Origin of the sequence: Chryseobacterium salviniae (genome assembly GCF_035819015.1) — a bacterium.
Classification (GTDB): Bacteria; Bacteroidota; Bacteroidia; order Flavobacteriales; family Weeksellaceae; genus Chryseobacterium; species Chryseobacterium salviniae.
Genome location: NZ_JAYLAA010000020.1, coordinates 70040 through 83203, shown reverse-complemented (window position 1 = coordinate 83203; position 13164 = coordinate 70040). Strand labels below are relative to the sequence as shown.

Annotated in this window: 15 protein-coding genes; 1 reads left to right on the top strand and 14 read right to left on the bottom strand. The window is 42.7% G+C overall.

Annotated elements, in window-relative coordinates; translation table 11 throughout:
• Window positions 1–3: 3 nt before the first annotated feature.
• The 14 genes from SOP96_RS05915 to SOP96_RS05850 form a co-directional block, all read right to left on the bottom strand.
• On the bottom strand, window positions 4–2175 hold the full coding sequence (locus SOP96_RS05915) for a TonB-dependent receptor (protein WP_326320086.1): 2172 nt from the start codon (window positions 2173–2175) through the stop codon (window positions 4–6).
• 473 nt (window positions 2176–2648) lie between these two features.
• Window positions 2649–2921: a molybdenum ABC transporter permease gene (locus SOP96_RS05910; RefSeq protein WP_066436434.1), complete on the bottom strand. Its 273-nt coding sequence runs from the start codon at window positions 2919–2921 to the stop codon at window positions 2649–2651.
• A gap of 259 nt (window positions 2922–3180) precedes the next feature.
• On the bottom strand, window positions 3181–3630 hold the full coding sequence (locus tag SOP96_RS05905) for a DUF3872 domain-containing protein (protein WP_013632610.1): 450 nt from the start codon (window positions 3628–3630) through the stop codon (window positions 3181–3183).
• Window positions 3631–3642: 12 nt separating this feature from the next.
• Window positions 3643–4203 carry a conjugal transfer protein TraO gene (locus SOP96_RS05900; RefSeq protein ID WP_013632611.1) on the bottom strand — a complete coding sequence of 187 codons (561 nt, stop codon included), beginning with the start codon at window positions 4201–4203 and terminating at the stop codon, window positions 3643–3645.
• Between the two features lie 20 nt (window positions 4204–4223).
• A complete protein-coding gene (gene traN / locus SOP96_RS05895; RefSeq protein WP_066436433.1) occupies window positions 4224–5117 on the bottom strand; it encodes a conjugative transposon protein TraN in 894 nt (297 codons plus the stop codon).
• A gap of 24 nt (window positions 5118–5141) precedes the next feature.
• Window positions 5142–6482, bottom strand: a complete 1341-nt coding sequence (gene traM, locus SOP96_RS05890; RefSeq protein ID WP_013632613.1) for a conjugative transposon protein TraM — start codon at window positions 6480–6482, stop codon at window positions 5142–5144.
• Window positions 6469–6753, bottom strand: a complete 285-nt coding sequence (locus tag SOP96_RS05885; protein WP_013632614.1) for a hypothetical protein — start codon at window positions 6751–6753, stop codon at window positions 6469–6471. Before SOP96_RS05885 ends, traM begins: the two co-directional genes overlap by 14 nt.
• A gap of 18 nt (window positions 6754–6771) precedes the next feature.
• Window positions 6772–7200 (bottom strand): hypothetical protein, encoded by a 429-nt coding sequence (locus SOP96_RS05880; protein ID WP_013632615.1) that lies wholly within the window; start codon window positions 7198–7200, stop codon window positions 6772–6774.
• Between the two features lie 12 nt (window positions 7201–7212).
• On the bottom strand, window positions 7213–7836 hold the full coding sequence (gene traK, locus SOP96_RS05875) for a conjugative transposon protein TraK (RefSeq protein WP_013632616.1): 624 nt from the start codon (window positions 7834–7836) through the stop codon (window positions 7213–7215).
• A 19-nt stretch (window positions 7837–7855) separates the two neighbouring features.
• Complete coding sequence (gene traJ / locus SOP96_RS05870; protein WP_100075699.1) at window positions 7856–8851, bottom strand: conjugative transposon protein TraJ; 996 nt, start codon at window positions 8849–8851, stop codon at window positions 7856–7858.
• 3 nt (window positions 8852–8854) lie between these two features.
• Window positions 8855–9487: a DUF4141 domain-containing protein gene (locus SOP96_RS05865; protein WP_047098910.1), complete on the bottom strand. Its 633-nt coding sequence runs from the start codon at window positions 9485–9487 to the stop codon at window positions 8855–8857.
• 28 nt (window positions 9488–9515) lie between these two features.
• Window positions 9516–12020: a TraG family conjugative transposon ATPase gene (locus SOP96_RS05860; protein WP_326320085.1), complete on the bottom strand. Its 2505-nt coding sequence runs from the start codon at window positions 12018–12020 to the stop codon at window positions 9516–9518.
• Window positions 12017–12346, bottom strand: a complete 330-nt coding sequence (locus SOP96_RS05855; RefSeq protein WP_084019010.1) for a DUF4133 domain-containing protein — start codon at window positions 12344–12346, stop codon at window positions 12017–12019. Before SOP96_RS05855 ends, SOP96_RS05860 begins: the two co-directional genes overlap by 4 nt.
• Before the next feature lie 11 nt (window positions 12347–12357).
• A complete protein-coding gene (locus tag SOP96_RS05850) occupies window positions 12358–12663 on the bottom strand; it encodes a DUF4134 domain-containing protein (protein ID WP_326320084.1) in 306 nt (101 codons plus the stop codon).
• A 205-nt stretch (window positions 12664–12868) separates the two neighbouring features.
• Here SOP96_RS05850 and SOP96_RS05845 point away from each other — a divergent pair, with 205 nt between their 5' ends.
• On the top strand, window positions 12869–13153 hold the full coding sequence (locus tag SOP96_RS05845) for a helix-turn-helix domain-containing protein (protein WP_066437859.1): 285 nt from the start codon (window positions 12869–12871) through the stop codon (window positions 13151–13153).
• Window positions 13154–13164 lie beyond the last annotated feature (11 nt).

Genomic DNA, 13164 nt, shown 5'->3' with positions numbered 1-13164 from the left:
TTCTTAAAGTCTAAATTTTATTCCGCCATTAATGACAAATCCGTCCAATGGTGCATAAATGTCTTTAAATATAGGATTACTAATTGTACCTGTATAAATGTTGCCAAAACGTGTCTGCCTTGTATCAAGGAAATTTTCAAAATTGACATATAACGAAAACCTTTCCCAAATCTTTTCAGCCATAAATCCACAAGTCCAATAGTCTTTTCCTGTTGTTCCATCGTTCAGCTTTTGCGGGCTGAAATAGTAGGCTTCTAAACCAACTTTCCATTTGTCTTCGATTTCATACATTAAAACCGAGTTAATACGGTGTTTTGGGGTTAACGGGCTTTCGGTAGTTGTTGCATTTTGGTGTAACTGTGCATCTGTATAAGTGTACCCTAAAAATAATTTCACATCATCGTAACCGATTTTGATATTGGTTTCTGTTCCTTTTGTATGGATGTAACCAGTAGAGTTTACAAATTGATAGAGATTAGCTGATGGATTTTCAAGTAATAGAGGATTATTCAAATAGGTATAAAAGAATAATTGATTGATACTGAATGACCAACCATCGCCAATATTAGTGCGGTAATTTATATCTGCATTTCCACCATAACTTTTTTCCAGTTTATTGGTTTTATTGTTAATTGGCATTACGTTTTGATATTGTAAGCGTTCGCTTTCTTCGGTAAAGATAGTGGGTGTTTTATATCCAAATCCGCCGCCAATCCTTGATGTTAATCCGTTTGCAATATGGAATAGCGCCGATACTCTTGGCAAGAATACAGCCCCATAATCTATAACATAATCCGTTCTTAAACCTGCTTCCAATTGAAGCCAATCCGTAGCTTTAAAATTATTTTGGACGAAAGCCCCAAATGTGGTTTGGCTATAATCTCTTAACGGAAATACTGTAATCTGCTTTTCTTTAAAATTGTCCGTCCAAATATTAACGCCTGTTACCCATTCTGACTTTTCTTTGCTGTAAGTATAATTAGCTTCCGTAAAAGTGGCTGTTTGCGTTCCCTCAAACTCGTAAGTGGGAATAGCCGTATTGCGTTTAAAATAACTTACACTGTTTTTGATTTGAAAAGAACTGTTTTCATTAATTAAATGGTCAAAAACAAATTGTGTGGAATAGCGTTGTGTTTTGTTTTCTTCAAAATATTGATGCGTATTATCCCCTTTGCCCTTGATGTAAAGTATATCGCCGCCCAAACGGTTCTCTATGGTTGTATTGATGCCAAAATTCAGTTTCGTTTTATCATTGAAGTAAACAAATAATTTAGGGTTCAATACGAAGCGTTCAAACTTTGGAATGGCGGAAAAACCAATTTTTGCAGGGTCATAAGCTCCGTTTCTGTTGTGCGAAGCGAAAATAGTTGTTCCAATTTTATTGAATTTTTGCCCATAAAAACCATTAATGTCTAAACCTCTCCCTGATGTTCCGTTGATATGAAAGCGTAAATCTCTTTCATCAGTTGGCGTTTTGGAAATCAAGTTGACTAATCCTGCTATTGCTCCACCTCCGTAAAGTGTAGAAGTTGAGCCTTTGATAACTTCAACCTGCTTTAAATCAAGTGGCGGAATTTGTAATAAGCCCAAACCACTTGAAGCTCCCGAATAAATCGGAAAACCGTCTTTAAGGATTTGTGTATATCGTCCGTCAAGTCCCTGAATACGGATACTCGCATTGGCACTTGTGGGCGACGTAGTTTGTACGTGAATACCTGTACTTTCTGCCAAAAGCATACGAATATCTCCCGGTTTCATATTCCCTTTTTCTCCCAACTCCTCACTTCCAATAAACTCAATACGTGTAGGAATATTTTGTATGCTTCTTGTACTTCGGGTAGATGTAATTACAACACCCTCTAATTCCTCTGAATTTTCTTTGAGCAGAATTTCAATAACATTGGTATCCTTTAGTGGAAATTCTATTTTTTCAATAAACTCTTCAAAGCCTACGTAGCTAAAATGTATCTCCTGTATTCCATCAGGAATATTCGATAATATAATCTGTCCTTTTTCGTTCGAGGTTCCTCCAATTGAGGTGCCTTTTATAGATGTTGTTACACCAATCAAGGGTTCTTTTGTTTCACTGTTTTTTACAACAATGTTTAATGTATTTTGTGCATATACACAAAGGTTGAGTGCCATAAAAAATGACACAATGAGTATTTTTTTCATTGTAAAAATGATACTTAATGTATATAAATAAGCTATGACGATGCAAAGACATCGCTTTTTAATTAATTTGTGCTGAAAGCATTATACATTAAGCAAGTTGCGGGGGACGCCAAATGGAAAATGGAAAATCAGAAACAGGTGGGGTCAGCATATTTCCTAACTTCCGTTGCGGTTCTTTTACTGAATGGACAATAGAGAAATGAAAAGTAGTTAAAACAAATCCTGTACAGGTGTTGCAACTAAAAAAAGGCGAGCAACATCCCTTATTACAATCTTGGTCATCCTGTCCGTTTTGTCCTTGTTCGGTAGTATGCTTCTGCATACATTTATCCTCAATAAAAGTCGGTACTGCTGATAAAAGCAATACATAGGCGGCTAATATTAAAGATATAAACTTCACCATACAAAGTTAAATAAAAATTAATTGCGTTAGCTCACAAATCTTGTGGAGGTAGTTAAAGCGAATAGTTTTTTTATCGAGATTGTTCGGTTTTTACTTCAGGCTGCTGTTTTTCCTTTTTCTCACGGGAATAAACCCACAGTGACAACAGACCGAAAATAATCAGTGCGTAAGCTATCCATTTACCAACCCTTTCAATCAATTTAATGAAAACCGAACTTTCATAAGATGAGAAACCCTCTGCTCCCATAGGGCTGCGCCTGTAAAACTTCCTGCGGTTAATCCAGTAACGAAGTCCCAAGCCTGCAACCAAAAATATGATACCTATAACCAATGATGCGACCATAACAAAAACACTTTATTTCCACTGTTTGAATTTACGAAAAATATTTGTTTCAGCCTGTAAACGATGTGAATTAAATGCGAAAGAGGCTTACCCCAAAAGGCAAGCCTCTTTCATTGTTTATGGAAATAAAACCTTACTCAACACTGAAATAGATTACAAGGATAAGAAATTATTTCTTTTGAAATACACTGCCCGGCTGAAAATTAAAAACGGCTTACCAATCAGATAAGCCGTTTTTTTTTGAATTGAAATACTGCTCTTAATCGCTGCTGTTAAACTGAAAAGTTATCTGCTTTTCATTCCCGAAGCTGTCCGAAATCCAAACGTCAAAAGACTGTGAAACGGCAGACGTTGAAGTGTAGTACAGCCTGAACTGCTCCGTTGGTAATTGGTACAGGTCATTGGGCTGATACGGCGGTTCGTTGTAGTATTGCAATGTTCCCTGCCCGTCAAATTGAAAGTAACGGAGGAAATACTGCGTATTGCTGTAATTGCCTGTACGCTGTATGGTAATGCGTATTTCTACGGTCTGCCCGTTTGCAACATCTTTAGGCACTGGCATTACATTGACCTCGAAAGGAAAATTGTTCTGTATTTCGAGGTCATCATCTTTGCTGCAAGATACCAACGTAACCGAAGCTGTGAGGATTGTCAGGAATACATATAGTGGCAGTAGCCCCGTTCTGAATTTATTGAATATTGCTATCATCGTTTTTACGTTTTAAAAGTTAAACCTTAATCCCACACCTGCTGACGGTCGGAACTGTTGTAAATCCGTACCCCAAAGGATTTTTGTACGCCCTTGCAGGACTAATACAAAACGGTCTGACAGGTACGTTTCAAAAGTGAGGCGACCGCCTGCACCGTAGATAAAATTATCTTCGCTCAATATCTTCGCACCGTCGTACAACATTGTTTCGCCCCGGTTGATGGTTTCGTAACCGACCACACCTGTTACGGCGAAATTCAGCGTGATGTTCTTACGGGCATCGCCCAACAAAAAGAAGCTGTAACCGCCCTCTGCGGAATAGGTTTCCTGCGGTATGCGGAGGTCTTTATACCCGTGGTACTGGTGGGTATATTCCAACGCCCAAAGCTGATAGTTACCATTCTTACCGTTTACCGTCATTGCTGCGCTGATGTAGTAATCATTGCCAATCTTATCATCGGACAATACACCTGCACTTATTTCCAATCCTTTCTGCTTCGGCAGCATTCTTTGCGCCTGTGCAGCCGTGATGCCTATCAGGACAAACAGCACGGTATAGATATACTTTTTCATATTCTTGCTTTAAAGGGTTATTAAAATTTCAGGTGCATATCGTCAATCAAACGGGCTTTGATTAAATCGGAATTTTCGACGTGCAATGTTTGATGCCTGCCACCGTTTTTCTCGAAAATCTCAATCAGCAGTACCTTATCATCGGCAATGGTAAACTGGTCTAACAGGAACACATTTTGTTCGGTCGATTTTCCGGAAATACCGTCCAATGGCTTGTAAGTTCTCAAAGGAGTTAAAGGGCGTTCCTGGACTACGGTGCGTTTAGCTACCTTTTTATCCACTACTTTGAAATTGATGAAATCAATCTCGAAAGGAACATTGGCACGGTTTCTCAATTCAGTATGGAAATAGTATTTGCCGTTATGTATGTAAATCCCTTTTAGGATAAACTGAATGCCGAAACTCTTAGCACCGATATGCTTTACAATGCGTTTGTCTTTCTTGTAAATGGTTTCCAAAAGCAAGCCTGCCAGTGACGGCGAATTGTTGCCCAGTTCTTCAAAAAGCACATCGTTACCTTTGGCTTTATCCACCGCTTTTTGCATCGTGAGCAGGTCATAGCTCATTGCCTCCGGGTAGGAACTGTAATACACGTTGAAACTATAAAAACGTCCGTCATTCGTAATAACGGAAAAATTCGTTTCCGGCTCAAAGTCCCTTACAGATGCTTTTACACGCAACACGTTTTCCGCATCTTCGGCTTTCCCTGCAATAAGGTATTCGCTGCCCAAATCCACGTAACGAATGGCAGTCGGGAAAATCAGGTGCGAGGTTTTATCGTAGGTAACTTCCATACGGTACGGCTCTATCTTGCCCAATGCAAGTGGTGTTCTGATGCTGTCCTGTGCATTAGATTGTGCAGCAAAGCCGAGTATAAGGGCAATAGCCCAAAAGGTTTTTAAATGATTTTTCATTGTTTTATTTATTTGAGTTCAACATTATTTTTTAGATACAAGAAAGACCTGATAGCCTGCTTTGAGTGCAACCTTTGGCGTTCTTACTTTCTTAGCGAAATAGCCCGAAATACCTTGCACTGCACTTTTACTTAGGTCAGAAGTAATTTGCTGTCCAGGAGTAGAACTCATACTGAAGCTCGAACCTGTGGCATTGCCCATATTGGCTACAATGTCCGTAACCGCATTTCTTTCAGGCGAATACGGAACATATAAACCTTGCTGTCCGTCCAAATCATAAATAGTAATATCTACCGGGATGATATTGCCCTCCAGTTCTACCGAAGTAACTTTTAATTGTAACCTGCCATTCTGAAATTTGGCATTAGCCGTTACAATTGTTCCTTTGGGGATGGTACGTTGCGGGGTTTTGGCAGGCTCTAACAGGCGTAAACGCACACCCGTTTCGCCAACTACCGTTTGGGCTTCGTGTACACAGGCTTTGATACTGTTTTTAGGCTGTACCACCTCTTCAGTAGAACCTGCGGTATAGAACCCCCTGTTTTTTGTTTGGCTCCAATCGGCTGCAAAGGCACTGTCCGACGGTTCACGGTACAAGGCTGATACAATGTTCTTTCTTGTTGGTGTGAACGATACAAATTGCTCTTTTTGGTTAGCACCCGCAGCAGCAGGAGTTGCACCGATGGCAGGAGCAGCGTTTCCGGTATTGGCATTTTGGGGAAGATACTTTGCTGCCATTTCATAGGATTTCTCCATTAATTTGAGTTGGTCGTCAACGGTGGCCACAGGTGGCACATCTTTTTCCGACAACTTTGCTTTCAGTTCGTCCACTTGCTTACGGAGTTCCATTGTTTCAGCATTGTCATTATTATAAAATGAACCCAGTGTGCTTTGTGCATTACGGTAGCTGTTCAATGCAGAATTTCCGTTTCGTCCCGAATTTCTGCCACCACCGCCAAAGCCGTTGCTTTCTTCATCTTCTTCAGGTAAGTTTTCTTCATTGTCAGCAGATGCACTGTCTTCAGTATTCCAATAATCAGAAAGCGTGGTTAGCGCATTCCGCTTTTCCTGCTCTTTGCGTTCGAGCATTTCCTGCTCATACGCCTTGCTTTTATCATCGGGCATCCCTGCTCCGGTAGCCTGCGGTACAGCATCGTTCAACCCGATATTTTCAACCGCTTTTTTATCTTTCGACGGTTTAAATATGAGGTACATACAGCCGAGAAATACCACGCCCATCAAAAGGAATATGATTGGCTTTTTGAGCTTATCCTTATTGCTCTTTTTATTATCCGGCAGATTTGATGCTCCGTTTTGGTCTTCTCCCTCAACGAGAAAGCTGACCCTTTTTTCATTTTCTTTCATAAATCTGATTTTTTAAAATTGTTGATACACTATCCTGCAACCTTGCAGGATTTTTACTTTTAAGGACAGGGTTCTCGATATGCTCTATGACCATACCGTTACCGGACTTTGAGGTATCGTACATCACTTTGCCAATGACCGCTACGGTAAGCAGCAGATAACCCACAAAGAAGTACAGCGTATATCGGTGCTGTTTGCGCAAGGGCAACGCCCGCCAACGTTCGTCCAACTTGTCAAAGTATCTGTCCATATTTGCTCTTAATTTTTTCATAGCCTTACTATTTCTGTGTTACAGCTTGAAACGCTTAGGACTTTTACCCGCCTGTTGCTTCGGCGCATCGTTAACCAGTGCGACCGCTTCCGTTAATTTGGGTGCGGACATTACGGACAGGTTTGCCAGTTCCGTTTTTTTGAGTAATTGCCCAAAGCCGTCTTTCTTGGCTATTTCCATTCGGCTAAGAGAGAATTTTCCATTCAGGTATTTTACCCACATATTGCATTCTACACAGGGCTTGTCATCGCCCGACCATTGTAGGTAGCCTGTCAGCAGTAAGTCCTGCTTAGGCAAACTGTCTGCACCTTTTTGGCAGCTTTCGAGGTATTCGCTGATGCTGTCTTTCAGCTTTCCGGCATACGCTCCCTGCGTATGGAAATACCCGTTATATCCTTTGTCGGTAAGGATTTTTGCGAACGTGCTTAAATCTGATAATGCTTCCATAAGATTGTTTTTTTAGCGTTCGATGACCTCTATATCCTTATTTTCCACGACTGCAAATTTTTCAATATTGAAGCCCTGCGGATTATTGTCGGAACGAACGGAGTTGACGAGATAGCAGGAAGTAATCAGGTTACGCCTGGTTACGTTGCTTGACCGGATAATGAACTGTTTGGCATAAGTACGCACTGCATAAGGGTAGTTGTCGAAATTGCACAAGACACTATCCACCTCGATGCGTTGCTGCACGTTCCCCGAAATGATACGGCTGTAATAGCCCTTTTCCGACAAGTCTTTGTAGTAATCAAAAGCACTTTTATCGGCAAGGTTGAATGCCCTGCTCATATTGCTTTCAATAGCGTTCTTGTCGGGCGCAAGCGTAAAGAACAGTTCGTGAAATCTCCTTACGTGTTCCCTTGCCTCAACCGGGCGGTTGATGCTCGCATCCTGCGATAAGGCAAGCATCAGGGATTTGCCGTTATCCAGTACATAGATTTTTTGGCGTTGTTCTTCTGCAAAGCGGTAGGAACGCCATACGGTGTAACCTACCACGCTAATGCAGAGAACCGCAAACACAATGGCATATAATCTTATCTGCCTAAAGCTGTTTTCGATATTTCTTAGCGTTTTAAATTCCATTTTTTAGAATGATTAATGATTATTTATTCATCAGTTTACCGCCGATGTTTCCAACTGTTGAACCTGCGCCTGCTCCGGCGATGTTTCCGGCTTTCATTGCTGTGGAGTTTACATTGCGGGTAAAGTTTCCTGCGCCTCCGGCTTGGATTACCCAACCTGTTACTGTCGGGATAGTGAAGTACCCGATGATGCCGATAATCATAAAGATGATGTACACGGTATTGCTTGTATCAGGTATATAGGTGGGGTCGGCAAGCATTGCTATATCCCTTTCTAAAATGAGGGATTGTATTCTTGCCAACATTGAGCTGAACAAATCCGAAACGGGAAGCCACAGGTAAACGCTGACGTACCTCGTGAGCCATTGCGTGAGCGTGGACTGAAAGCCATCCCATACGGAAATAGCAAAGGCTATTGGTCCGAGTATGGACAGGACTATCAGGAAAAACGTTCGTATGGTATCAATGACCAAAGCCGCCGCCTGAAAGAGTATTTCCAATAGATTGCGAAACCAATCTTTTAAGGCTTTCTCTATCTTGTAGGCTTGCCTGTCCATATACATACCCGCCATCGTACCAATGTCGGAGGGCGACCATCCCAGTTCGTCCAGTTTTTTATCAAACTCTTCGTCTGATACCATATAGGCGGTTTCGGGGTTCCTGACCATTGCCTCATATTCCAACTGGTCTTTCTGCTGTTGCAGCTTGTTGAGGTCAAGCACCTGGTCTTCGAGTATTTGGTGGGTTCCTACCACCACCGGGCTTAATACCGCATTTATGGTTCCCAGTACAATGGTTGGGAAGAACATAATACAAAGCCCCAAAGCAAACGGGCGCAGCAAAGGGAACATATCAATAGGTTCGGCACGGCTTAAAGCCTGCCAAACCTTTAATGCCACATAGAACAATGCTCCCAATCCCGCCAAACCCTTAGCAACTGCCGCCATATCGCCTGCAAGTGGCATCATATCATCATAAAGCGACCGCAGGAGTTCGTGAAGATTATCCCATTCCATAGTTTACCAGTATTTTTGGTTAGCAGTTCCGTAGAGTTCAAGCACTCTTTGGGCATCGTTTTTCTTTTTCGCTCTTAGGTAGCTTACAGAAATGTTTTTGTTGGTGTAGTAACGTACAAGGCTGTGGTAATCCTTTACCTCTTTGTACACACGGTCAATAACATCCATACGCTCTTTGTCATTGAGTGAAAGGTCTGTGGCGGTTATAATCTGCTTCAACTCTTTTAGCAGTTCGGTACTTTCATTAAGCAGTGCAGAATAACCGTTGCCGATAGCGACCAATTCCTGCGGTGTGAAATTTGGGTCGTTCATCATCTTGCCAAAATTCTGCACGTACATTTCGGACACATCCCCGACCAACAATACCGTTTGCTGCACCTTACGGGCATCTTTTACAAGGTTGTTGATGGCTTTCAGCTTGTCGTAGTATTCCTTGCCCTGCTCGTACACTTTCTTCACTTCGTTGAAGTTCTTTATCACGTTGCTTACGGTGGAAGAAGTCTGCACGATTTCGTTTGCAGAGTTGATAATGCCCGAAGCCAAATTAGCCGGGTCGGTTACAACCCACTGGGCTTTTGCTGACGGTGCTACGGCGAGCATCAGTGCCGTACACACCAGATACAATACTTTTTTCATTGTTTCTGAATTTTTAAATTGTTAATGACTATTGATTTGAATTGTCCCGCCTTTGCATTGCGATATGCTTAATGGCGAGTTCTACATTGCCGTCCAGTTCAGCAGCAAGCTGCATCACTTCCATTTTTTCGGTTTCTTCGGTCGTGTAGGCGAGGTATTCCTCCAAACTAACTTCGGTGGCATAGACTGCCGAGTGCGTACCACCTAAGCCAATCCAAACCTCTTTGTAAAGTCGGCTTGCATCGTTGTTCATATTGATGGAAAGTACCTGCCCTTTTTCTTTGTCAGTAAGCCCCAACATCGCCTGTATATCATCAAACTTGTTCATATACTTGCGTTGGTCAAGCAGGATTTTACAGTCGGAGTTGTTGATGATACTTTCCTTCACAATGGGCGACTGGATGATGTCGTCAACCTCCTGTGTTACGACAATCGCTTCTCCGAAGAATTTGCGGACGGTCTTAAACAAGTACTTGATGTATTCTGCCATCCCTTCTTTGGCTATTGCTTTCCAAGCCTCTTCTATCAGGATGAGCTTGCGAATACCTTTCAATCGGCGCATCTTGTTGATGAACACCTCCATAATGATGATGGTCACAATGGGAAAGAGGATTTTGTGGTCTTTAATCGCATCAATCTCAAACACGATAAAGCGTTTGGAAAGCAGGTCTAACTGCTTGTTGGAGTTCAGCAGGTAATCATATTCGCCACCCTTGTAATAGGGTTCGAGTACGTTCAGGAAGTTGGCAATGTCAAAGTCCTTTTCCCTGACCTGCTTTTCTTCCAGTACCTTGCGGTAGTCGCCTTTTACATACTCATAGAAACCGTTGAATGACGGATAAACATCTTCCGTTTTGATACGTTCGATATAACCGCTTACCGCATTGGAAAGGGCAACTTCTTCTGAACGGGTTGGCGGCTCATCGTCACGTTTCCATAAGGTCAGTATCAGGGTTTTGATACTTTCCCGCTTCTCAATGTCGAACACGCCATCATCGGTATAGAAAGGGTTAAAGGCAATCGGGTTATCTTCGGTATAAGTGAAGTAAACACCGTCTTCGCCTTTGGTCTTTCCTTTGATGAGTTCGCATAAGCCCTGATAAGAGTTGCCTGTATCTACGAGCAGTACGTGTGCGCCCTGTTCGTAATACTGCCGTACCATATGGTTCGTGAAGAACGACTTGCCCGAACCCGATGGACCAAGTATAAACTTGTTCCGGTTCGTAATGATACCACGCTTCATAGGCAGGTCGGAAATATCCAAATGGATAGGTTTTCCTGTAAGCCTGTCAGCCATCTTGATACCGAACGGTGAGGGCGAATTGTGGTAGTTGGTTTCTTCCGTAAAGAAGCACAGTGCAGGTTCGATAAAAGTGTAAAAACTTTCCTCACTGGGGAAGTCGCCCGCATTGCCGGGCATTCCTGCCCAATACAAAGTGGCTACATCCGTAGTGTTGTGCCGAGGCTTACACTCCATCAGTGCCAACGCACTACCGCAATCGTTCTTTAGCTGCTTCAGTTCCGCAGGGTCTTCCGACCACGCCATAATGTTGAAGTGCGCACGGATTGAGGACAGCCCGAAGCTGTGGGCTTCGTTCAGGTACTTTTCTATCCACTCTTTGTTGATTTGGTTGGCACGGCTGTACCTCGCCAGTGAGTGCATATTCCTTGCGGACTTCTCAAACTTTTGCAGGTTGTCTTCGCTGTTATCCAAAAAAATGTACTGGTTGTAAATGTGGTTACAGCTTAACAGCAAGCCCACGGGTGCGGCGAATGACAGGCGGCAGTCGCTACGGTCGGTAGATAGCTTTTCAAAACGGGTATCTGCCGATACCGTTCCGGGCAGGTCGTCCGTATCTGAAAGGGTATGCAGGCTTAACCTTTTGTTACCGATGCGCACCTCTTCGTTTCCGAGTGCGATGTCCTGCATTGGTGTTCCGGCTCCCCTCGATAAAGTGAGGTACTGTTCCAGTAATCCCTGTGTATCGTCCGTTCCGATAATGTCCTCTTCGGTCAAACGCCGCAGGCTCACAAAACCGCTATCGTTCACGATGCGCTCAAACTGGGCGACCGCCTCCATAAAGCGGTGTATCGTTTCCTTGTTCCTGATTTCCTTTGGTATCAGCGTACCCTTGCAAAGCGAACTGAAGTTGCTTTGCATCCGCATTCTTTCCTTTGTGGTCTTTGTCAGGAACAGGTAGCAATAGTGGTTCAGGAACGGTCGCTCGTTGAAATGGCGTTGATAGGACTTTGATAAAAAGCTCTGGTCTTCGATTGCCAAATCGGGCGCATAGCTTTCCTTGATGTACCAATCCTGTTTGTGAATGACCGTAAAATCAGGCAGGGTTTTGATAGCCTTGTGCCAGGCGGAGTGAATGGCTTCGTATTCCGCAGAAGCTACCGTGAACAGTTCCGGCAAACGCACTTCAAAGCAGGCGGTAATGTCCGCATCTTTGGATAAGATGCAGTTGTTCTCTACTGCCAACAAAGGAAATTTGTTTTCCAGTGTGGTGGTCTTTGCTACATTTCTCATACGGCATTCTGTTTAGGTGTGAATTTTAAATAGCGGTGTACAGGCTTGCGGCAGATGATGTAGCGGGGATGCCTTTTATTGGCTGCAATTTTCATCAGCCCGTGTTCGCCATACTTCCTGTTCAACGAAAAGGTCTGCCATATAATGAGCGAAGCACCGCCTGCTCCGAGGAATAGGCAGATGTAAGAGTTTACGCCTGCCATATACAGTATCATCACGAGGATAAGCGTACCAAGTAGCCCACCTGCGAAAATGAACAGGTATTGCGCTTTCAGCCCTTTAAATTCCACCGTCCTGCCGATGCCTTTGTTGATATTGTAATTCATAAGGCAACGGATTAAAGGAAGAATGAACGCAGGATAGTAGCGGCAACAATCAGGAAGATACACGCACCGAACCACGAAGCTGCGGTCTTGCTCGTATCAGGGTCGCCGGAACTGAATTTGTTGTACACCTTAACGCCCCCGATTAACCCGACTACCGCACCGATGGCGTAGATTAATTGCGTTGCGGGGTCGAAATAACTTGTTACCATTTGGGTAGCCTCGTTGATACCCGCAGAACCGTTTCCCTGTGCGAACGCACCAATTCCTGACAGCATTGCCACGGCTGCCAGCAAAATTTTTTTTCTCTGTTTTTCCATAATTGAAACACATTAATTTGTTACTGTTTATCCCGCACCTTGCGAGCTTTCGGGACAAATGTCTTGTGGAAAAAGAGGCGTTACCGTAAAGTGGCAGTCAGAGGAAGTGTTTGGCTGTGAGTGGCTTTATAGAAAGTCTAAAACCATATTTATTAAACTATTTTGTTTAAATTTGACATATTTAGACAAGTCTTAAAAAAGCAAAATGGCATTTGGAAAACACATAAAAAGACTAAGAGAAAGTAAAGGCTTATTCTTACGGGAAGTTGGGGCTGCATTGGAACTGGATAGTGCTTTTATTAGTAAGGTCGAAAATGAAGAAAGACCATTGCCAAGAAAACATATTGAAAAGCTTGCAGACTTTTTGAATACCCCAGTTGATGGGCTATTGATTTTATGGTTTTCAGATAAAATAATTGAATTGCTACAAAATGAGCCTGTAGCCGAACAAGTTTTAAAAATATCGAGGAAAAGATTAAAAAAAGAGTAGAATAAAAACTA

Excerpts from the sequence above, each read along its gene's own strand:
- SOP96_RS05910 (WP_066436434.1), bottom strand. The coding sequence starts at position 2,921 with ATGGTCGCATCATTGGTTATAGGTATCATATTTTTGGTTGCAGGCTTG.
- SOP96_RS05880 (WP_013632615.1), bottom strand. The coding sequence starts at position 7,200 with ATGGAAGCATTATCAGATTTAAGCACGTTCGCAAAAATCCTTACCGAC.
- SOP96_RS05900 (WP_013632611.1), bottom strand. The coding sequence starts at position 4,203 with ATGAAAAAGTATATCTATACCGTGCTGTTTGTCCTGATAGGCATCACG.
- SOP96_RS05860 (WP_326320085.1), bottom strand. The coding sequence starts at position 12,020 with ATGAGAAATGTAGCAAAGACCACCACACTGGAAAACAAATTTCCTTTG.
- traN (WP_066436433.1), bottom strand. The coding sequence starts at position 5,117 with ATGAAAAATCATTTAAAAACCTTTTGGGCTATTGCCCTTATACTCGGC.
- traM (WP_013632613.1), bottom strand. The coding sequence starts at position 6,482 with ATGAAAGAAAATGAAAAAAGGGTCAGCTTTCTCGTTGAGGGAGAAGAC.
- SOP96_RS05845 (WP_066437859.1), top strand. The coding sequence starts at position 12,869 with ATGGCATTTGGAAAACACATAAAAAGACTAAGAGAAAGTAAAGGCTTA.
- SOP96_RS05850 (WP_326320084.1), bottom strand. The coding sequence starts at position 12,663 with ATGGAAAAACAGAGAAAAAAAATTTTGCTGGCAGCCGTGGCAATGCTG.
- traJ (WP_100075699.1), bottom strand. The coding sequence starts at position 8,851 with ATGGAATGGGATAATCTTCACGAACTCCTGCGGTCGCTTTATGATGAT.
- SOP96_RS05865 (WP_047098910.1), bottom strand. The coding sequence starts at position 9,487 with ATGAAAAAAGTATTGTATCTGGTGTGTACGGCACTGATGCTCGCCGTA.
- SOP96_RS05855 (WP_084019010.1), bottom strand. The coding sequence starts at position 12,346 with ATGAATTACAATATCAACAAAGGCATCGGCAGGACGGTGGAATTTAAA.
- SOP96_RS05915 (WP_326320086.1), bottom strand. The coding sequence starts at position 2,175 with ATGAAAAAAATACTCATTGTGTCATTTTTTATGGCACTCAACCTTTGT.
- SOP96_RS05905 (WP_013632610.1), bottom strand. The coding sequence starts at position 3,630 with ATGATAGCAATATTCAATAAATTCAGAACGGGGCTACTGCCACTATAT.
- SOP96_RS05885 (WP_013632614.1), bottom strand. The coding sequence starts at position 6,753 with ATGAAAAAATTAAGAGCAAATATGGACAGATACTTTGACAAGTTGGAC.
- traK (WP_013632616.1), bottom strand. The coding sequence starts at position 7,836 with ATGGAATTTAAAACGCTAAGAAATATCGAAAACAGCTTTAGGCAGATA.